Genomic DNA, 21,410 nt, shown 5'->3' with positions numbered 1-21,410 from the left:
CTTTTTTCATCAACCGCCGGTTATCAGGTGGTTGTTCTGCAACAGATCATTTAGCGAGAGTTGCACGTTCTCCAGAGTGACAAGGTCAGTTGCTTTAAACGCGCTACCAGCGCCGTCGCGATCGACGGATATCACTGTATTGGCGCCGCTGGTACTCACCTGAATAAAGTTGCCCAGCGTCGCCGTCTGGTGATCCCAGCCGGTCAGCAGCTCGTGGATATCGATCTTGTCGCCCTGGGCGGTAGAGAAGTTCTGCCAGCGATCGGCACCGTTGCCGCCGGTCGCGTCTGCGCTGTTTAACAGATGGTAAATCAGTGTATCGCCATAGGCGGAGCCGATGAGAACATCGTTTTGGTTGGTACTGACGATTTGCGGTGCCATATCAATGGTCAATGTGGCGCTATCCGTGTGACCATTCTTGTCATCTAATTGATAAGTAAAGACCTCTTTATGGGTGATGGACGATATCGCGACGCCGTTATTCAGGGTGTAGGTGTAGGCACCATCAAGGTTAATTTGCAATGTGCCGTAATGTCCCTGAATCGTGGCGCTGGTAGTATTCGCCGCGGCGTCCAGCGTGGCGGCGCTGCCGTTATACCCGCTAATGCTCAGGCGGGTATTCACCGTATTAAGCTGATCCATCGCCCCCGCCGCATCGCTGCCGTCAAAAATATTGCCGGGAACGGTATGCGTTCCGGACGTTTCAAAATTATCCAGATCGACAGTGGTGCCGATGACGCGTGGCGTGATCGTCGCCGCCCCGGCCAGGGTATTGGTGCCGGTAAAGTTAAGCGTGTACGTTCCGGCATCCAGTTCCAGGCCGCTCAGGTTGACGGTCACCGTTGCGCCGCCCAACGTGATATTTGCCACCGGAACAGTTCCGTTGCGAATAACCGTCCCGTTCTCCTGAATGGTCCAGCTAATATTCAGATTGCCAAGCGTAATAAGCGTGGAGACATCAAAGACCAGTGACGCGCCTTTAAGCACAGTACCTGTCGCAACGTCGAAGGTGCCGCTCCCGCTGCCCGATTTGCCGAGTAGCCCCCAACTGGCGCTACCGACGCTGGAATCCAGCCAGGCGGCGGTATCCTGAAGTGTGGCGACGCTAAGGGTATCGCTGACATCATTAATTGCATCCAGATCCCTGGCGGTTGGCGTGATATTGAGCGAGGCCGTATCGGTATCGCCGTTTGGCGCTTTAACCGTATAGATAAAGCTGTCCGGCGTTTTAATGCCGTCGGCACCGACACCGTTCTTCAACGTGTAGGTATAGTTGCCTTTCGCGTCAATGGTGAGCGTGCCATACAGCCCGTTTATCTCCGTCGTGCCGGTCGCAGAAATCGCCACGCCGTTCACTTCAGTGAGAAGCGCGTCCGCAGGGGCAATATCGTTGGTTAGCACATTTCCGGTGGTATTAGCAGTCATGCTGTCAACGGCGTAGGTGTGGTCCTGCGAGACGGTCAACGTATAGCCAGTGAGAACGCTAATACCGCTGGCGGTATTCAGCACAAACAGGTACTCGCCGCCAGGCAAGGTCAGGGTCAGCGGCTGGGACTGTCCAGCCAACAACAGAGTGTTAATCCAGCCTTTTTGTACCCGGAACTGTTCATATTGCTGAATGACATCGTTGAAGCGATAAACGTACAGATCGAACGTGGAAACCAGGGAGACGCCGCCGACAGTTCCCTGTAACGTCAGGGTGCGTGTAGCGCCTTCTTCAACGTTAAAGAGGATTGGATTGGTCATGTCATCAAGCAGATTCGCGCTCAGTACATTCCCCAGCCCAACGCTTAATACTGTGACGCCGCTCTGTGTTGAAGGACCGTTGTTGACATAGTTAACGTGCGTGTCAAAGACCAGCGAGGCGTTGTTATCTGTTGCCACGACACTGCCCGGTACTGGCGCAGGACCCAGATTGATCACCAGTTGCGCGGTGCTGCTACCGACGCCATTCTGGGTGATGGTATAGGTGAAGTTCTCTTTATGTCCGTATCCTGCCGTAGGGTTAGTCAGCGTGTAGGTGTAACTGCCATCCTGATTAATATGCAGCGTGCCGTATTGCCCCTGGATATCCACGCCGCCCGCGCCGACCGGCGAACTTATGCCGCTGGCATTGGTGATGGCAGTAACCGTAGTGCCTGTCGGCGCGGTGTCATCGGCCATGACGTTGCCAGTATTGATGGTTGGCCCACTAATAATACCGGCGCTGGTCTGGTGTACATCGACATCGAGGCTGGTATACGACCCGGTGGCGAGCAGGCTGGTGTTATAAGTGAGTACCCGGTACTGGCCTTCGCTCAGCCCGCTCAGGTTCAGGGTGACGCCACTCCCGGTCAGAGTCAGTAAATTCGCAAAGTCGCCAACGGCGGTGTTGACTATCGTCGTCCAGGCGCCGAGGCTGGTGTCGTAGCGCTGTACCACAATCTCCTGAGTACTGAGCAGCGAAAGCACGATTCCCGTTGCGGCAGCATCAATGGTGACGTCTCCCGTACCACCTTCAGCAATGGTGAACTCAACCTGAGCGGTATCGTTACCCAGAACCGAGGCGACATTGCCAAGCGCGCCAACCAGCAGCAGGCCGTAATCCGAATAGTGTTGTGTGCTGGTGGCGGCAGTAGAAGTCAGATCAAGGCTGGTGATGTTATCCCTTGCCGCCAGCGGCAGAACCGGCGCGGTAATGCCTAACGTGCCGGAGGCGTTACCCGCAGCGTCAGTGGCCGTCACGTTAATGAGTTGACCTTCAATTTGTTTTGTCGGCAGGGTAAGAGACCATGCGCCGTTGCTGCCGGCAGTGGTCGTGAGCGTCACGCCGCCCGCCAGCGTGACGGTTACGGTGCTGTTTGCCTCTGCCAGTCCGGAAAGCGAACCGCCATCGGCGCTGAGCGTACCTGACGGCGTACCGGGCGCCAGCGTATCAACCATCACCGTCGCGGCGGTGGAGACGCTGCCTGTTCCGTTGGCGTTAGTCGCGGTGGCGGTGAAGGCGTGGCTGCCTTCGGTCAAATTGCCTGTCGGGGTAAAGCTCCAGTTCCCGCTGGCATTTGCCGTGGTGATGCCGAGCAGCGCCCCGTTGTTATAAATGCTCACCGTGGCGCCCGCCTGAGCGGTACCATTCAATGTGGGGCGCGCGTCATTAGTGACCTGGCCGTTGGCGATAACGCCAGTATAAATACCCACATCATCCACTATGTTGGTGATGACCGGCGCTTCAGGCACGCGTGTATCGGGCGCGGTAAACCGGGCGGCAATACCCGTGTTGCCTGCTTTATCCTGGGCAAATGCCAGCAGCGGCTGACCGTTAGTCTGCGCGGGCGTGAGTGTGGCGGTGAAGCTGCCTGTACCGTCGGCGGTGGCGGTTCCCAGCACCACACCGGTATCAGAGGTAATCGTCACCATACTGCCCGCTTCCGCGGTACCCGTCACGCGATTACCGGTAGCATTGATGACCAGGTTACCGGGCGTGCCGGGCGCAAGGGTATCCACGATAATCGTTGTCAGTTGCGAAGCGGCGCTAATGTTGCCTGCCGCATCAGCGGCGCTAACGCTATAGGCATGACTCCCCTGGCCGAGCTCGACAGTGGGCGTCCAGCTCCAGTTGCCGTTGGCGCTGGCGTTCACGGTCGCGACCAGCGTGCCATTATCGAAGATATTTACCGCGCTGTTGGCTTCCGCGGTACCGTTGAGCGTAGGTTGTGTGTCATTGGTCGATTGTCCATTGCTAATGGCGCCGGTGTTGTTCAGTACATCATCAATGATGCTGGTTATGAGCGGAAGCGTTGGCGCAAGGGTATCGACCACGATAGTAAAGCCGCTGGTTGCCGGGCTAACGTTGCCTGCCGGGTCGGTGGCGGTCACTTTTAATGTGTGCGTGCCGTCGTTTAACCCTGTCGTCGGCGTGAAGCTCCACGCGCCGCCTGTGTTAGCTGAGGTGACGCCAAGCAGCGTGTCGCCATCATAGATACTGACCACACTGCCCGCTTCGGCCGTGCCGTTCAGAGTGGGGCGGTTATCATTGGTTATCTGACCATTAGCGAGATTTCCTGTTACCCCGCCCGCGACGTCATCCACTACGGACGTCAGGATCGGCGTCTGCGGCGCGGTGGTATCGACCGTCAGGGTGAAAGCCGTACTGTTCGGGCTGTCGTTTCCGGCGGTATCGGTGGCGACGGCGGTGATGACGTGCGTTCCGCTTGCCAGAGTTGATGTAGGTACGCTCCACGCGCCATCAGGTTGAGCCGTTGTCGTGCCAATGACCGTACCATTTTCATAGAGCGTGATGGTGGCTCCGGCTTCTGCGGTTCCGCTGAAGGTTGGCGTAGGATCGTTGGTATTTTGGCCAGTCGCGATCGTGCCGAGGCCTGGTGCCTGATCGTCACTGACTGACGTGATGACCGGTGCCAGCGGCGGTGTAGTATCGACGACGAAATTAACGCTGTCCGAAACGGGGCTGGCGTTGCCTGCGGCATCGATGGCAATCACGGTAATCACATGGTTGCCCGTCGCCAGAGAGGCGTCGGGCGTGTAGCGCCAGTTACTGCTATTGTCGGCGGGAATTTCAGCCAGTAGCGTGCCGTTATCGTAGAGACGAATGGTGGTATTGGCTTCACGGGTACCGCTAATGACAGGGCGCGCCTCGTCTGTGATCTGTCCTGAACTCAGATTGCCGGTAATGGGGCCTGTACCGTCGTAGACCGTGTCAATAACAGGCGCGGCGGGAGCCGTGGTATCAATAGTAAACGAGCGTGTTTCGGACGCGGCGCTGGTATTTCCCGCCGCATCGGTTGCTGTCGCCGTCAGATTCCAGACGCCAGCGCCCAGCGAGGTAGACGGCGTAAAGCTCCAGCTACCGTTGGTCTGAACTTGCGCGGTGCCGACCAGTTCGCTGCCATTATAAATTGAGATGGTTGAACCCGCCTCACCGGTACCCGAGAGTGTCGGTCGGGTGTCGTTCGTGGAACCGCCGTTGGGGACGGTGCCTGTGACTGGCGCCGTATTGTCTGCCACGCTGGTGATAACCGGCGCGGCAGGCGGTGTGGCGTCAATCGTCAGCACAAATCCGCTGGAAACTGCGCTGTTATTACCTGCCGGATCGGTGGCGCTAAGGGTGAGTGTGTGGTTGCCGTTTGCAAGCGGCGTCTGCGGCGTGAAACTCCACGTGCCGTCGCTATTCACCGTCGTGGTACCGATGGACGCTGGATTACCGTCAAGATAGACATTAATCGTCGCGCCTGCCTCTCCACGTCCGTTCAGGGTAGGGGTCGTATCGTTCGTTAGCTGCCCGCTGACCAGGTTGCCGGTAATACCGGGCTGGTCATCTACAACAGAGGTGAGAACCGGGATCGCCGGAGGTGTAATATCGACCACGATCGTCCACGGCGCGGAGACAGCGCTGGTATTGCCCGCCGGATCGGTAGCGCTAACCGTCAGATTATGGCTTCCCTCTGACAAATCGCGGGTCACCGGGAAGCTCCAGCTACCGTTTTCGCCTACCTGAGCTGTGCCAAGCGGCGTACCGTTATCAAAAATGGTGATTGTCGCGCCAGGTTCGCCAGTTCCGTTCAGTATTGGCTGCCGATCGTCGGTTGCTTGCCCTGGTAACACCGGGACGGTCGGTTGATTGTTATCATCAATCACGGAAGTGATAACCGGCACATCTGGCGCTTGTGCGTCAATATTCAGCGTAAAGCCGTCCGAAGGCTGGCTGCTATTGCCGGCGGGATCGGTTGCTACGGCGGTAAATATGTGCGCGTTGCTCTCCAGCGGCGCGTTCGGGGTGAAGCGCCAGTTGCCGCTTTGATCTACCGTAGCGGAGCCGATTTCTACGCCGTTATCCAGAATGTGGATCGTGGCGCCTGCTTCTCCCGTTCCGTTGAGCGTCGGGCGTGAATCATTAGTGAGCGCGCCGTTAACCAGCGTACCGGTCACGCCGGGGACATCATCCGTTGCGCTGGTAATAACCGGTTGCGCCGGCGCGCTAAGATCGACAGTGATCCCGACCGGTGCGGACAGGCCGCCCTGGCCCTTCGTATTGGTTGCCTGGACGGTGAAGAGATGTGTGCTTTCGCTTAATGGCGTCGCGATCTCAAAGATCCAGTTCCCACTGGCGTCAACGGTGGCAAAGCCTGCCGAATCGCCATCAATGAAGACTTCAACAGTAGAGTCGACATCCGTGGTTCCGCGCAGCGTCGGCGTGGTATCGTCCGTGGCGCCGCCCGCCGCAATATTCCCCTGTACGCTCCCGACATTATCTTCAATCGCCGTGATGGTTGGGACGGTGGGCAGACCGCTATCAGAGGAGAGGAAATGCGTAGCCGGGCCGTTATTTCCTGCGCGATCGATAGCGATCGCCGTCAGTGTACCGCCATCGGTTTGCGCCGGACTGAGCGTGACGACGAATTCACCGGTGCCATTAGCGACAGCGCTGCCGACCAGGGTGCCGTCGGCATGACGAATTTCAACGGTAGCGTAAGGATCGGCAAGTCCGGCGACGCGCGTGCCATCGTCGGCCACCGTCTGAATCGTTGGCGCGGGCGGGGCGGTGATGTCCACGGTGATGGTAACTGGCTGAGTTTGCGCCGTCGTGTTTCCGGCGCCGTCAGTCGCGCTGAAGGTTAGCGCATGACTGGCCTCTGACAATTCTGGCGTAGTGAATATCCAGACCCCGTCGGTGACGACCGCTGTACCAATTTCCACGCCATTGTCGTAAATCGTGACGGTGCTGCCGTTTTCGCCGCTGCCGTTGATAGTCAACGTCCGATCGTTAGTAAAGGCGCCATCGGTTAAGGGCCCGATCACTGGCGCAACATCATCAAGGATTTCATTGATGACGGGCGGCTGCAACGGAACGGTATCGACGGTAAAGGTAAAGCTGTTTGATAGGCCGCTGTTGTTTCCGGCGGCGTCGGTGGCGATGGCGGTCAGGGTGTAGACACCATCCGGCAACGCGCTGGTCACTGGCAGCGTCCAGGCGCCGGTCTCATCGACGGTAACCACGCCTAAAACGCTGCTGCCGTTATAGAGCGTAATAATGCTGCCGATGTCGCCAGTGCCGTGAACGATCGGTGTATTGTCGTCAGTGGTTGCGCCGCTGATAACATTGTCCTGTACATCGCCGACGTTATCTTCGGCAAAAGTGATAACCGGATTGGCGGGCGCAGTAGTGTCTATCGTAAAAGTGACTGAGGCGGAAGGTGGGCTGATATTGCCCGCCACATCGGTTTCCGTGACGGAGATGATATACGTTCCTGACGCTAATGCCGCAGGGGTAAAGTTCCAGCTACCATTATCGCCTACCGTTGTGCGGCCAATTTCACTGCCATTATTGTAGAGAATAATCGTGCTGCCGCTCTCTCCCATGCCGCTGAAGGTCGGCGTGGTGTCGTTCGTTGCGCCATTATTGCCGATGTTGCCGATAACGGGGGCGGCATTATCACTCACCAGCGGCGCATCAGGCTGCGCTGGCGGCTGGGTATCAAGCGTCACAGAGAAGACGCCGGAGATTGGGCTACTATTTCCTGCGGCATCCGTGGCGGTGGCCGTCAGGATGTTTAACCCTTCGCTCAGATTACGGGTTAGCGGATAGCTCCAGATACCCTGTGGGTTGACCAGGACGGTATCCAGTATTGCGCCATTATTATACAGGGTGATGAGAGCGCCGGGTTCGCCGGTGCCGCTGAGGGTCGGCATACGCTGATTGGTAATACTGCCATTTGCCAACAGAACATCGCCAGCTTCACTTGCAATAGTGGCGGACAGGATTTGTGGCGCATCAGGTGCCTGGGTATCGACGCGCAGGATAAAGCTGATGGAATCGGGGCTTTCGTTTCCTGCCGGATCGCTGGCGCGGGCGGTCAGAAGGTGGGTGCCGTCGCCCAGTGCGGCAGGCGGCGTAAACTGCCAGCGGCCATCTACGCCAACAAGCGCTTCCCCGATGGCATTGCCGTTGTCGTAGAGGGTGATAGTGTCGCCTGTGGTGCCGTTACCGCTCAACCGGGGCTGGGATTCCTGGGTAATTTGATTGGTATCAATCGTATTTCCGTCGCCGTCAGTCACGCCGATGACGCCGGGTGCGGCAGGGGCCTGGGTATCAATGGTAATCGTAAAATCGGCGGAAAAAGGCGTGGTGTTGCCGTTACTGTCGCTGGCCGTCACGGTAAAGGTATAGGTGTCGTCCGCCAGTGGCGAGGTCGTGGTGTAGGCGTAGCTCCAGACGCCAGAATTACCGACGATAATATCGGCTATCCGGGCGCCATTCTGGTACAGGTGTACAGTGGAGCCCGGTTCGCCTGTACCGTTAATCGTTGGTGTGCTGTCGTTAGTCAGCCCCAAATGCGCGACGCTACCGAGAATACCCGGCGCATCATCTGTAATGAAGGTGATTACCGGCTGCTGCGGCGATTGGGTATCGACCACCAGGTCGAATGACGCGGCCGGACTTGCATTGCCTTTCGCGTCGGTGGCTATTACGGTCAGTCGATGCGCGCCTTCGCTTAAGTTTTGCGCTGGTGTAAATGTCCAGCTGCCGTTGGGTTGTAGCGTGGCGAGTCCCAGCGAAACACCGTTATCAAAGACTTCGACACGCGCGCCGGCCTCCGCCGTACCGCTAAGGGTGGGGCGGTTGTCGTTGGTGGTTTGTCCGTTAACCAGCGGCCCGGTGAAGCTTTCAACATCGTCCAGCACCTGAGTGATAATGGGCCTGTCCGGGGCGGTGATATCGGGCGCTTGCGCTGTGGTTGGCGAGCTGACGTTGTTGGCGTTGTCGGTGGCGGTGACGGTAACCTGTTCGCCGTTGGTCTGTGCGGGGACGAGAGGAAGGGTAAAGTGACCTTCGCCATCCGCTTTGCCGCTACCGAGCGGCGTGCCTTCCGGCGTGGTGATCGTGATGGTGCTGCCCGGTTCGGCGGTGCCGCTGATACTGGCGCCATCCTCACTAATTACCACGTTTTTCGGCATTTCCGGCGCGGTACTGTCCGGCGCGATGACCGTTGCGGCGGCGCTTTCGTTTTTCGCGACATCGGTAGCGGTAGCGATAAGCGCCTGGCCGTTAGTTTGCGCGGTATCTAACGGAACGATAAATTGCCCGTTACCATTAGCGACGGCGCTGCCAAGTAGGGTGTTGCTACTGTCGCGGATAGTGACCGTTGCCCCGGCTTCCGCCTGACCGCTTACGGACAGACCGTCGGTCGCCACGATAAGACCGTCCGGTGCCGCAGGTGCAGTTTTATCCGGCGCGTTCAGCGTTTCTACCGGACCGCTATTCGCGGCTCTATCGGTAACGCTAATGCTTAATGTTTCGCCGTTAATTTTCGCCGGGCTAATACCTATGGAGAAGGTGCCGTCTTCGCCTGCCGTCCCGCTACCGAGCGTATTTCCCAGACTATCTTTGATAACGACAGTACTGCCAGCTTCCGTCGTGCCAGTAAGTCTGTCGCCGGCGTCGCTAACCGCCAGGCCTTCCAGCACCGGCGGCTGCGTGTCGATATCAATGGTAAAGGAGACGGACTGCCCGCTGGTGCCGTGTTCGTTTGTGGCGGTAGCGGTAAAAACATGGTCGCCATCGGCAAGCGCAAGCGAGGGGGTAAAGCTCCATTTGCCATCAGCATCCGCGACGACGGGAGGAAGAACCGCTATCGGAAAACCGTTGTCACTAATCAATATTGTACTACCAGGTTCGGCAGTACCGCTAAGGGTCGGGCGGTTATCATCTGTCGCATCGCCATTTTTCAACAGGCCAGTGACGTCGCCTGTATCATCCATTACGGTAAGGATAACTGGCTGGACAGGATATCGTGAGTCCGGGGCGGTAAAGGGGGTGACGGGGCCAATGTTGCCGGCAGTGTCCTGAATATGCGCTTCCAGGCGTTCGCCATGAGTCTGAGCCGGATACAGGGTGATGCTGAATTGGTTATTTTCTGCGGCAATCGCGGAGCCCAGATAATTGCCTGCGTTGTCATAAATTGAGACGGTGCTGCCGGCCTCAGCGCTGCCGCTAACGGTTGTGCCGTCTTTCGCGACATTATCAATGGTAGCGGCGTCAGGCGGCGTGGTGTCCACAATGATAGTGGGGGGCGTCGTCACGCGGCTCACGTTTCCGGCCTTGTCGCTCTGTTCGAGGGTAAATGTGTGTTCTCCATCGATTAACGGCGTGGTTGGGATAAAGGCCCAGCGCCCATTTTCGTCTACGGTAGCGCTACCGATAACGGTTGATCCCTCTTTAATCGTGATGGTATTGCCTGCCTCACCCCGCCCGGAAAAGCGCGGTTTTGCCTCATCAGTCCGGTTGTTATCCAGTAGCGGCCCGGTGAGCAAACCGGTGTTATCGGCAATCAGTTCAACGACAGGCGCATCGGGGATGAGGGTGTCGATAATCAGGGTAAAGGTGGTCGATTCGCTACTTTCGCCTTTAAGATTTGCCGCAATGGCGGTGAAATGATTTTCTCCTTCCGTTAGTGCGCTGGTAATGGCAAAACGCCAGTTACCACTGGCATCAACCGCTGTTGTGCCTATCTCCTGACCATTGGCATAAATATGGATAATTGCGCCTGCACTGCCCGTTCCCTGCAAGGTTGGAGTACTGTCATTGGTAAACTGGTTATTGCTGAGCGTGCCGGTGAGCGGTGTGGCGTCATCGATAGCGGCGGTAATAGTCGGCGTCTCAGGGAGAGGAACGTTGGGGGCTTCAATGGTTGCAGATGGGCCTGTATTACCGGCATCGTCAGTAGCGGTAACCGTCAGTTGTTCGCCGCTGAGCTGCGGCGTGGTCAGGTCAACACTAAATTTGCCGTCGCTATCCGCTTTTCCTTCGCCAACGACATTCCCTGTAGGATCTTTAATGACTATGGTACTGCCCGCTTCGGCTTGCCCGCTTACCGTTTTTCCGTCCGGTGAAACCAATAACTCGCGGGGGGCGAGGGGCGGCGTAGTATCGACAGGGTTACTGCTACCCGGATTATTGCCGTCGGGGTTATTGCTGCCGGGAAGATTATTATCAGGGGGATTATCGCCAGGACTGGGGGTATCGGAGGGCGGATTATTACTACCGGAATGATGAGAATCGCCGCCGCCGGAAGATGCGACAGCGGCAATACCGCCTGCCGCTACAGCGCCTGCCAGCACCCACGGCCAAATGGCGCCGCCTGTTTCGTGAGAGGCGTCGGAAGTGACCAACAGCGCGTTAACATCAGTGATTTGTTCGACATGTAGCCCGGCTTGTGGATTATCCACCCACCACAGCGTACCATCACTTTCCGCCAGTACCAGCTGGCTTGTGCCCAGATCGTTGGTAACGTAAAAATTTTTAATCGTGATTGTTTCGCCGGAATGAAGTGTGACCACCAGGTCCTGATTAATACGCGAGAGTTGACTAATTTCCCCCCGGGCGACTGATAATTTAACAATTGACGGGGCGTTAAGAGTGATCTCTGAGGATTCCACAGTGGTGGAGACGCCAGTCAATTTCGAAACCACGGCGAGTAGACGCATACATTTGCTCCTGATGGATTTGCTCTGTGTAGTTATTAACGGGCACACCTTTCAGGGCAAAATGCGTAGACGAGTCCTCCCATTCATCGTGAGAGATGAATTTCCGTAGCCATATTGTTTTTTATGAGCGTAGGTGAAGGTTTAGTTTTCTCGCCGAATAACCCTTTGTTTTTTGTGCCTGACTAGTGCTTTCGTATTAGATGATATAGACAGAAAGGGATTTTTCTGCAAATTAAGATGTATTGATAGAGGTGTTAGCGTTTCTGAAATATAACGTAATTTGTGTTAAGGGGAGAGTAGGGGATTAACTTTTAAGAATGGTGGTAGTGATTACTTTATTGTTTTTAATAGTGTTTATTTGTTTTTGTTTTTTTTCTTTTTTAACGTAAAACAATACATTTTGTAAAGGTATTTAATGGTGTAAAAATTAAAAAAAATTTCATTTGAAGTATTGCATTATTAGGCTATAAACATTTTCTAAACAAAGAATATATTTTTAATAAATGGTGGTGATAATTGATAATAGAAAATGCCGGGACAGAGGATATATTTTCTATGTATTAATGAGATACTTATGTGACCAGCTTCAAAATGAGAAACTGGTCACGAAAATAGATATTATCGGCCTGCATTTTTCATAATGCGTGCTTTATCCAGTTGCCACTCACGTTCTTTAAGATCGGAACGTTTATCATGCTGTTTTTTACCTTTCGCCACACCGATCTTCACTTTGCACCAGGCGTTTTTCCAGTACAGTGAAAGCGCGACAACGGTATAACCCTCACGGTTTATGCGGCCATACAGCGAATCAAGCTCACGTTGATTTAGCAACAGTTTGCGGGTTCGGGTTGGGTCGCATACAACATGTGTCGAGGCTACCGCCATCGGTGTAAAGTTCGCGCCAAACAGCCAGGCCTCGCCATCTTTGAGGATAACGTAACTGTCACCGATATTGGCTTTACCTGCGCGCAGAGATTTTACCTCCCAGCCTTGCAGGGCGAGACCAGCCTCGAACTCTTCTTCGATAAAGTATTCGTGCCGGGCGCGCTTATTAAGCGCGATGGTGGCTGAGCCCGGTTTATGTGCTTTTTTCTTCGTCATAAGTGTCGTGAATTCATAGATAATCTGATATCGAAAACACCCCATGGCGTCCTGACGAGGTGCAAAAATCTATCTTAGCATGAGTTGGGGTATGCACGCACAATTAAGGCATGACGGTTGGGGACAGCATTTTTTTTACCCGCTGATAAGTGGTATTATTTACACGATTTATGTTGATGGGAATTGCTATGCCTCAGATTAGTCGGACTGCTTTAGTCCCCTACAGTGCAGAACAGATGTATCAGTTAGTGAATGACGTTCAGTCGTATCCCCAGTTTTTGCCGGGGTGTGTGGGTAGCCGTGTACTGGAGTCTACGCCAGCACAAATGACCGCGGCTGTTGATGTGTCTAAGGCGGGTATCAGCAAAACGTTTACGACACGTAATCAGCTTACCCGCAACCAGAGCATTTTGATGCACCTGGTGGATGGCCCCTTTAAAAAGCTGATTGGTGGCTGGAAATTTACGCCGCTCAGCCCCGAAGCGTGCCGTATTGAGTTTCAGCTTGATTTTGAATTTACTAATAAACTCATTGAGCTGGCGTTTGGGCGTGTATTCAAAGAGTTAGCATCCAATATGGTACAGGCATTTACGGTCCGGGCCAAAGAGGTTTACCGTGCCGGATAAACTCGAGGTTGAAGTGGCTTATGCGCTGCCGGAAAGGCAGTATTTGCAACGCGTAATGCTTGAGGAGGGCGCGACGGTCGAAGAGGCGATTCGTGCTTCCGGCTTGCTGGAGCTACGCTCGGATATCGATCTGGCGAAAAATAAGGTGGGTATTTACAGTCGACCGGTAAAACTTACCGATACGGTGCAGGATGGCGATCGGGTTGAAATTTACCGTCCCTTAATCGCCGATCCAAAGGTATTACGCCGCCAGCGTGCCGAAAAATCGGCAGGCAGGTAAAAGGCCCCTTTTGCAGGATAGCAGCGTGAATACCTCATCCGGCCTGGACGACGGGGCATAAGCCTGTAGTTCTGATCAGCGTAACGCCATCAGTCAAACTGAACCGAATGACGGGGAACATGTTGCCGGCCTGATAAACGCAGCGCTATCAGGCGGTATCAAAATATTACTTCGTCAACGCCGGTTTATTATCGATATGCGTCAACACGCCGTTACTGTTAAAGGTAAGCGTCAGCGTCTGCTGGGTCACGTTCTCATGCCCTGGCTGCTGGCGGAAGACATAAAACCAGGTATTTGTACCAAATGGATCGGACATCATCGGTGTGCCTAAAGCATACGCAACCTGTTGCTGCGTCATACCAACACGCACTTTGGCGACATCTGTAGGTGTAAGATAGTTCCCCTGATTGATGTCAGGACGGTAAACCACTCGCTCCAGAGTGGAACAGCCTGCGGTCAACATCAGGAGTACTGCTGCGGCAGCAGTCAGCGTTTTACAGCGCATAGTGATTGGGTTCCTTTTCGGGCCTGAGCAGTACGTGGCTCATATGTAATATGCCGATGATAATAGACCTTTCATCACTTTAAAACCTTTTGCTGACGGGTCTTACGGCGTTTTTGTTGTGAACTCAGACCTTCGGGAGTTAAAAAAGTTTATGCCGCCAGCAGTTCTTTTGCGTTTGCCAGCGTATTACGCGTGACTTCACTTCCTCCCAACAGGCGGGCCAGCTCCTGTAGACGCGCACGTTTATCCAATGGCTGCATATGTGTTTCGGTCATTGCACCATCCGTTTCTTTGCTCACGAAGAAGTGTTGATGACCACAACCGGCCACCTGTGGCAGGTGAGTGACACACATGACCTGGGTCGATTCACCGAGCTGACGCAGCAGCTTACCGACGACGGCGGCGGTTGGTCCGCTGATACCCACATCCACTTCGTCAAAAATTAGCGCCGGTGTTTCCATTTTGCGCGCAGTAATCACTTGAATAGCCAGCGCAATACGCGACAGTTCGCCACCGGACGCCACTTTGGCGATAGGTTGCAGCGGTTGGCCTGGGTTAGTGGTTACTTTAAACTCCACCCGATCGGCACCGTCATGGTTGAGATGATGTTCATCAAACGTCACATCAATAGTAAACAGACCGTGCGGCATCGAAAGTAAATGCATACTGTCGGTAATCAACTGCCCCAGCTCCTGAGCGTAAAATTGCCGCTGCTGGTGTAGGGCTTTCGCCGTTTCCAACGCCTGCTGGCGATGTTTATTGACCGCCAGCGTCAGAGTTTCCAGCGAGTCGGCCTGATCGTCGAGCTGCTGTTGTTCCTCGAGCAATGACTGATGGAGCTGCGGCAGCGCCTCCGGGCTGACGTGATGCTTGCGCGCCAGCGAAATTTGTTTAGCAATGCGCTGTTCAAGCTCAAACAGACGATTGGGGTCCAGATCCAGACGGTCGCAATAGTGGCGCAATTCATCGCTGGCTTCGGTGAGTTGGATAGTGGCCTCTTCCAGCATATCCAGAATGCCGGAAAGCTTGCTGTCCATCCCCACCAGTTCGCCAACCAGCTGTTTTGCGCTATACAACTGGCTCTGCAGGTTAACGTCTTCGCCGTCCGCCAGTAGCGCCAGAGCGTTCTGACTGGTCGTGAGCAACTGCCCGCTGTTGGCCAGCCGTTTGTACTCTTCATCAATATGCTCAAATTCACCAGCCTGTGGATTGAAATCATTCAGTTCTTTTAACTGATATTGCAACAATTCCGCGCGTGCAGCACGTTCCTGGCTTTGTTGCTGGTGATGGGCGAGATCGCGGCAGCTTTGATGCCATAATTGGTAGCGGGCGGCCATCTGCTGCGCTAAAGCGGATTCGTTGGCATAGCTATCCAACAGCGTTTTCTGGTGTTCGGGTTTGATAAGTAGCTGATGCGCATGTTGACCATGAATTTGAATCAGCAACTGGCCGAGCTCACGCAATTGGGACAGGGGAACGGCGGTACCATTAATAAAGCCCCGTGAGCGGCCATCGCTGCTGATGACGCGGCGAAGTAAACATTCACGGCCTTCTTCGAGCTGATTTTCTTCCAGCCAGCGTAATGCCGCTGGCGTGTCTTTCAGAGAAAAGCGGGCGCATAAATCGGCGCGGGTCGCGCCAATGCGCACCATATCGGCCTCAGCGCGACCGCCCAGGCACAAGCCCAGGGCATCGATTGCAATAGATTTGCCCGCACCGGTTTCACCGGTGATGACGGTCATTCCGCTCTGGAAATCGATCTCAAGCTCACGAACGATAGCAAAATTGCTGATGGTCAGTTGCGCCAACATAGCTGTTTTCCTGTATGAAAAACCATAACTGTAATTAAATACAGTATAAACTGGTTTTATATACAGTAAAGAGGCCGACGTAAAATTAGAATAATTTTTTTGACCAGCCGAGCTTAGTGCTTAATGTGTTGAAATAGTTGTAATCCTTGGGATGTATCAGGTTGAGATGGTAATCGCAGCGACGGATCAGCACATCTTCTCCTTCCTGAATAGGCAATGCTATCTGACTGTCGCAGCTAATTTCCAGATCGCTACGACGATGTGAGAAGCGCAGGCGAATTGTGCTGCTGCTATTAATGACCAGCGGGCGCGCCGAAAGGGTGTGCGGGAACATGGGCACCAGCGTGATCGCATCCAGTGAAGGAGTCAGAATGGGGCCGCCCGCGGAAAGGGAATAGGCAGTAGAACCCGTTGGCGTAGAGATAATCAGTCCATCAGAGCGCTGCGAGAAAGCAAAGGTTTCATCAATATACACTTCGAACTCAATCATATGCGCCACTTTTCCCGGATGCAGTACCACTTCATTAATGGCGGTGCTAATCCGCTTTTGGCGATCCTGTTGGCAAACCTGCGCTTCCAGCAAAAAACGTTTTTCTGAAATATAGCGTCCTTCCAGCACATCGGATAACTGTTGCAGGGCGTTATCCGGATCGAGATCGGTCAGAAAACCAAGATTACCGCGGTTAATGCCAATGACATTGATGTCATAGCGCGCCAGCGTTCGCGCCGCGCCAAGCATATTGCCGTCACCGCCGACCACCACAGCCAGATCCGCCTGTTGACCAATTTCCGCCAGCGTGCCGGTCTCCACATTTTTTAGCTGCAATTCGTGGGCGATTTGTTGCTCCACAATGACCTCATAACCCTGAGCGCATAGCCACCGGTAGAGCATTTCATGTGTCGTGAGTGCGGTGGGATGACGCGGATGTCCCACAATGCCGATACACTTGAAATGATTGTTCATTTTTCTGAGGTCCTTGTAGCGAAGATTGATGACAATGTGAGTGCTTCCCTTGAAACCCTGAATCTGATCCCCATAATAAGCGAAGTTAGCGAGATGAATGCGAAAAAAACGCGGAGAAATTCATGAGTAGTAAAGAACAGAAAACGCCTGAGGGGCAAGCCCCGGAAGAAATTATCATGGATCAGCACGAAGAGGTTGAGGCAGTTGAACCAAACGATTCTGCTGAGCAGGTGGATCCGCGCGATGAAAAAATTGCGAATCTGGAAGTTCAGCTTGCCGAAGCCCAGACTCGCGAGCGCGACGCCGTGTTGCGTATCAAAGCGGAAATGGAAAACCTGCGCCGTCGTACCGAACAGGATATCGAAAAAGCGCATAAATTTGCGCTGGAGAAGTTCGTTAACGAATTGCTGCCGGTGATTGATAGCCTGGATCGCGCGCTGGAAGTCGCAGACAAAGCTAATCCGGATATGGCGGCCATGGTCGAAGGTATTGAGCTGACGCTCAAATCCATGCTGGATGTGGTGCGTAAGTTCGGCGTTGAAGTGATTGCTGAAACCAACGTGCCGCTGGACCCCAACGTGCATCAGGCGATTGCGATGGTGGAATCGGAAGAGGTTCCGGCAGGCAATGTGCTGGGTATTATGCAGAAAGGCTATACGCTGAACGGTCGTACTATTCGCGCGGCGATGGTGACGGTCGCGAAAGCGAAAGGTTAATTGCTTCTGGTAGGCCGGGCGGCGGATGACGCCTTACCCGGCCTACTATCTCAATATATTTATTCCGCTACGCTTTCCCGCAACGGTTTTACCGGTATCACCTTCACCTGCTTAATCATATTTTCCTGGACGTCAAGAATATCGATATCGTACTGGTCAATGCGCACGCGAGTTCCTGCAATCGGAATCTCTTCCAGTGCTTCCAGAATGACGCCGTTAACCGTTCTGGCGTCATCTTCTGGCAGATGCCAGTTAAAGGCTTTGTTAATTTCCCGAACGTTAGCGGTGCCGTCAATGATAACCGAGCCGTCGTTTTGCGGCGTAACCTCTTCAGCCAGAGTTGGCGACATTGATGTGGTAAAGTCGCCGACGATCTCTTCGAGAATATCTTCGACGGTGACCAACCCCTGGATATCGCCATATTCGTTAACGACCAGCCCGACTTTCTTTTTATTGCGCTGGAATTTAATTAGCTGTGTACTGAGCGGCGTCCCTTCCGGGACGTAGTAGATTTCATCGGCTGCACGCAGCATCATTTCTTTGGTGAACTCTTTTTTTTCGGCCATTAACCGCCAGGCTTCACGCACGCGCAGCATACTGATGGCGTCGTCCAGCGAGTCGCGATAGAGCACAATGCGCCCGTGCGGCGAGTGGGTAAGCTGTCTCTCGATAGACTTCCAGTCATCATTAATATCAATCCCAATAATTTCATTACGCGGCACCATAATGTCATCCACGCTGACCTTTTCCAGATCCAGCACTGACAGCAACATATCCTGATTGCGGCGGGAAATTTGCGAACGGGATTCATGCACGATAGTGCGTAACTCCTCTTTGCTTAGCGATCCGCTGACCACAATGTCCGCCTTAATTCCCATCAGACGCATTAACAGACGGGTAATAGTATTAAGCAGCCAGACCAGCGGCATCATCAGTATCTGCAACGGGGCAAGCAGGAAACTGCTGGGATAGGCCACTTTTTCTGGATAGAGCGCAGCGATAGTTTTGGGCAGGACTTCGGCGAATACCAGTACGACGAAAGTCAGTACGCCGGTAGCGATCGCCACGCCAGCGTCGCCGTATAGCCGCATACCCACAATCGTGCCGAGCGCTGAGGCAAGAATGTTGACCAGATTGTTGCCGATGAGTACCAGGCTTATCAGTCGGTCAGGCTTACGTAGCAGTTTTTCTACTCGCTTTGCCGAGCGGTTACCTTGCTTCGCCATATGGCGTAACCGGTAACGGTTTAATGTCATCATTCCGGTTTCGGAGCCGGAAAAATAGGCCGAGATGACCACCATGATGATTAGGGTGATAATCAGCGTGGTGGTGGAGATGTGTTCCAGGGGAAACTCCTTTCAAAGCTTAACTTAATAATTGTTGCAGTATGCGGCTACCAAAGTAGGCCAGCGTCAGAATACCCGCGCCCGCGACGTTAAACCACACGACCCGACGTCCGCGCCAGCCCTCGTGATAATGTCCCCACAGCAGAACAATATAGACAAACCATGCCACGATAGAGAGCACTGCTTTATCGATATTTTCCATGCTGAACAGATTATGCATGTAAAACAGACCGGTACACAGGGTAAGGGTCAGCAGTACGACGCCAATCTGCGTAATATGGAACATTTTACGCTCGATGCTCATCAATGGCGGCATCTCATTACTGAATGCCAGCTTTTTATTTTTCAATTGATAGTCGATCCACGCTAGTTGCAGCGCATACAGAGCGGCGATTATCAGCGTCGCGTAAGAGAAAAGCGACAGCCCGATATGCACCATCATGCCCGGCGTCGCTTCCAGATGCGTAATGTATTCATTAGGCATAAACGTGGCGAAGGCCAGGTTAATCAACGCGAAGGCGTAGACGATAGGCAGAAGTAGCCAGCCGCGGTTACGTGAAGCGACAATAGTCATCACCGTGCAGATCATCAGGCTGACCAACGAACCGACGTTCAGCAGGCTGAGGTTTTGTCCACTGTCGCCGCCGGGCAGAATACGCGATTCCAGAGCGACAGCGTGGCACACCAGCGCGATAACTGCAGAAAGGATAGCCATACGCCGCCAGCCGCTGTTTTTTTGCAACAGTCCGGGAACGATCAGCGCGAGGCTGAAGGAGTAGGCGACAAGGGCAAGTAAAGCAAAAACGGGCATAGTTGTGTCGACAGTTGACCAGTGAGAAAGAGAAGCAGTATAGCGTTACGTGACCGTCGCTCCAACCGTTGCATAACAACAAAGGCGGCTTCATGGTATACTGTGGCGAAATTCTGTAACTGTGTCGCTGCGGCGACCAACCGTTTCCACCCCAGGCGAGAGACAATGTTTGATAATTTAACCGATCGTTTGTCGCGCACGCTGCGCAATATCAGTGGCCGTGGGCGCCTTACTGAAGACAACGTTAAAGAGACGCTGCGCGAAGTGCGCATGGCGCTGCTGGAGGCTGACGTTGCGCTGCCGGTAGTGCGTGAGTTTATCAATCGCGTAAAAGAGAAAGCGGTTGGTCATGAAGTTAACAAGAGCCTGACCCCAGGGCAGGAGTTTGTCAAGATTGTCCGTAGCGAACTGGTTGCGGCGATGGGCGAAGAGAATCAGACTCTGAATCTGGCCGCGCAGCCGCCTGCCGTGGTGTTAATGGCGGGGTTGCAGGGGGCGGGTAAAACCACCAGCGTCGGTAAACTGGGTAAGTTTTTGCGCGAGAAGCACAAGAAAAAAGTGCTGGTCGTTTCTGCCGACGTGTATCGCCCGGCGGCGATTAAACAACTTGAAACGTTGGCTGAGCAGGTTGGCGTCGATTTCTTCCCGTCAGATGTCGGCCAGAAACCCGTTGATATCGTCAACGCTGCTCTGAAAGAAGCGAAGCTCAAATTCTACGACGTGCTGCTGGTGGATACTGCCGGTCGTCTGCACGTTGACGAAGCAATGATGGACGAAATTAAGCAGGTTCATGCGTCCATAAACCCGGTAGAAACGCTGTTTGTGGTCGACGCCATGACCGGCCAGGATGCGGCGAATACTGCGAAGGCGTTTAACGAAGCGCTGCCGTTAACCGGTGTTGTGCTGACCAAAGTTGACGGTGATGCCCGTGGTGGTGCGGCGCTCTCTATTCGTCATATTACCGGCAAACCGATCAAATTCCTTGGCGTCGGTGAGAAGACTGACGCGCTGGAGCCGTTCCATCCCGATCGTATCGCTTCGCGTATTCTCGGTATGGGTGACGTGCTGTCGCTTATCGAAGATATCGAAAGCAAAGTTGATCGCGCGCAGGCTGAAAAACTGGCGACCAAACTGAAGAAGGGGGACGGTTTCGACCTGAACGACTTCCTCGAACAGCTCAAACAGATGAAAAATATGGGCGGCATGGCGAGCCTGATGGGCAAGCTGCCGGGCATGGGCCAGATTCCGGACAACGTCAAATCGCAGATGGACGATAAAGTGCTGGTGCGCATGGAAGCGATCATCAACTCGATGACGCTGAAAGAGCGCGCGAAGCCGGAAATTATCAAAGGTTCTCGCAAGCGTCGTATCGCCCAGGGCTGTGGTATGCAGGTGCAGGACGTAAACCGCCTTCTGAAACAGTTCGATGACATGCAGCGCATGATGAAGAAAATGAAGAAAGGTGGGATGGCGAAGATGATGAGAAGTATGAAGGGGATGATGCCGCCTGGTTTTCCAGGCCGCTAAAACAAGGGTATAAGGCTATCTTGTTTGCCATTTTAGTCCCGGGGTGTGCTCGAAATGCTCACGTACTGCGTGTACGCTCCGCTTTCTGCGCGCACGCCGGAACTAAACTGGCTGCACCGATATACGCCTTCTATCCCTTGTTTCGTGCTCAGTAGCAAGATGCTGATTGCATTTTCCCCAGAAATCAGTAAAATTTTCGGGCTTTTAATATGACACCGGGCTCCGTTCCTCGATGGGGCCCG

The 21,410-nt window shown here is 54.1% G+C and carries 11 protein-coding genes; 4 read left to right on the top strand and 7 right to left on the bottom strand.

Annotated elements, in window-relative coordinates; all coding sequences use genetic code 11:
* Window positions 1-9: 9 nt before the first annotated feature.
* Window positions 10-11,481 (bottom strand): biofilm-associated protein BapA, encoded by an 11,472-nt coding sequence (gene bapA / locus SBG_RS12375; protein WP_001237703.1) that lies wholly within the window; start codon window positions 11,479-11,481, stop codon window positions 10-12.
* Window positions 11,482-12,099: 618 nt separating this feature from the next.
* Window positions 12,100-12,582, bottom strand: a complete 483-nt coding sequence (gene smpB / locus SBG_RS12370) for an SsrA-binding protein SmpB (RefSeq protein ID WP_001518569.1) — start codon at window positions 12,580-12,582, stop codon at window positions 12,100-12,102.
* 188 nt (window positions 12,583-12,770) lie between these two features.
* On the opposite strand from smpB, the gene SBG_RS12365 reads away from it, so the two are divergent.
* Both SBG_RS12365 and SBG_RS12360 read left to right on the top strand, forming a co-directional pair.
* Window positions 12,771-13,208, top strand: a complete 438-nt coding sequence (locus SBG_RS12365; protein WP_024135096.1) for a type II toxin-antitoxin system RatA family toxin — start codon at window positions 12,771-12,773, stop codon at window positions 13,206-13,208.
* Window positions 13,198-13,488, top strand: a complete 291-nt coding sequence (locus SBG_RS12360; RefSeq protein ID WP_001112989.1) for an RnfH family protein — start codon at window positions 13,198-13,200, stop codon at window positions 13,486-13,488. The genes SBG_RS12365 and SBG_RS12360 overlap by 11 nt, the downstream gene beginning before the upstream one ends.
* Before the next feature lie 166 nt (window positions 13,489-13,654).
* On the opposite strand, the gene bamE is transcribed toward SBG_RS12360, so the two are convergent.
* From bamE to nadK, 3 genes are all read right to left on the bottom strand, one after another.
* Complete coding sequence (gene bamE, locus SBG_RS12355) at window positions 13,655-13,993, bottom strand: outer membrane protein assembly factor BamE (RefSeq protein ID WP_001203441.1); 339 nt, start codon at window positions 13,991-13,993, stop codon at window positions 13,655-13,657.
* Window positions 13,994-14,142: 149 nt separating this feature from the next.
* The gene (recN, locus tag SBG_RS12350; RefSeq protein ID WP_000880957.1) at window positions 14,143-15,804 is read right to left on the bottom strand and encodes a DNA repair protein RecN; all 1,662 of its coding nucleotides are present in this window, start codon (window positions 15,802-15,804) and stop codon (window positions 14,143-14,145) included.
* An 85-nt stretch (window positions 15,805-15,889) separates the two neighbouring features.
* Window positions 15,890-16,768 (bottom strand): NAD(+) kinase, encoded by an 879-nt coding sequence (gene nadK / locus SBG_RS12345; RefSeq protein ID WP_001059147.1) that lies wholly within the window; start codon window positions 16,766-16,768, stop codon window positions 15,890-15,892.
* A 122-nt stretch (window positions 16,769-16,890) separates the two neighbouring features.
* Here nadK and grpE point away from each other — a divergent pair, with 122 nt between their 5' ends.
* Entirely contained in the window at window positions 16,891-17,484 is a 594-nt protein-coding gene (gene grpE / locus SBG_RS12340) for a nucleotide exchange factor GrpE (RefSeq protein ID WP_015702976.1), read from the top strand.
* 59 nt (window positions 17,485-17,543) lie between these two features.
* Here grpE and SBG_RS12335 read toward each other — a convergent pair whose 3' ends face one another.
* Entirely contained in the window at window positions 17,544-18,830 is a 1,287-nt protein-coding gene (locus tag SBG_RS12335; RefSeq protein WP_138993401.1) for an HlyC/CorC family transporter, read from the bottom strand.
* Between the two features lie 19 nt (window positions 18,831-18,849).
* A complete protein-coding gene (locus SBG_RS12330) occupies window positions 18,850-19,641 on the bottom strand; it encodes a cytochrome C assembly family protein (RefSeq protein WP_015702975.1) in 792 nt (263 codons plus the stop codon).
* Window positions 19,642-19,806: 165 nt separating this feature from the next.
* Here SBG_RS12330 and ffh point away from each other — a divergent pair, with 165 nt between their 5' ends.
* Complete coding sequence (ffh, locus tag SBG_RS12325) at window positions 19,807-21,168, top strand: signal recognition particle protein (RefSeq protein WP_000460058.1); 1,362 nt, start codon at window positions 19,807-19,809, stop codon at window positions 21,166-21,168.
* Window positions 21,169-21,410: the final 242 nt, after the last annotated feature.

Origin of the sequence: Salmonella bongori NCTC 12419 (genome assembly GCF_000252995.1) — a bacterium.
Taxonomy (GTDB): Bacteria; Pseudomonadota; Gammaproteobacteria; order Enterobacterales; family Enterobacteriaceae; genus Salmonella; species Salmonella bongori.
Note: the sequence above shows the minus strand (reverse complement) of the source record. Positions and strands in the feature narration are given on the sequence as shown.

Coding starts and splice junctions, on each gene's coding strand:
- smpB (WP_001518569.1), bottom strand. CDS start 12,582: ATGACGAAGAAAAAAGCACATAAACCGGGCTCAGCCACCATCGCGCTT.
- bamE (WP_001203441.1), bottom strand. CDS start 13,993: ATGCGCTGTAAAACGCTGACTGCTGCCGCAGCAGTACTCCTGATGTTG.
- bapA (WP_001237703.1), bottom strand. CDS start 11,481: ATGCGTCTACTCGCCGTGGTTTCGAAATTGACTGGCGTCTCCACCACT.
- SBG_RS12365 (WP_024135096.1), top strand. CDS start 12,771: ATGCCTCAGATTAGTCGGACTGCTTTAGTCCCCTACAGTGCAGAACAG.
- recN (WP_000880957.1), bottom strand. CDS start 15,804: ATGTTGGCGCAACTGACCATCAGCAATTTTGCTATCGTTCGTGAGCTT.
- ffh (WP_000460058.1), top strand. CDS start 19,807: ATGTTTGATAATTTAACCGATCGTTTGTCGCGCACGCTGCGCAATATC.
- SBG_RS12330 (WP_015702975.1), bottom strand. CDS start 19,641: ATGCCCGTTTTTGCTTTACTTGCCCTTGTCGCCTACTCCTTCAGCCTC.
- nadK (WP_001059147.1), bottom strand. CDS start 16,768: ATGAACAATCATTTCAAGTGTATCGGCATTGTGGGACATCCGCGTCAT.
- grpE (WP_015702976.1), top strand. CDS start 16,891: ATGAGTAGTAAAGAACAGAAAACGCCTGAGGGGCAAGCCCCGGAAGAA.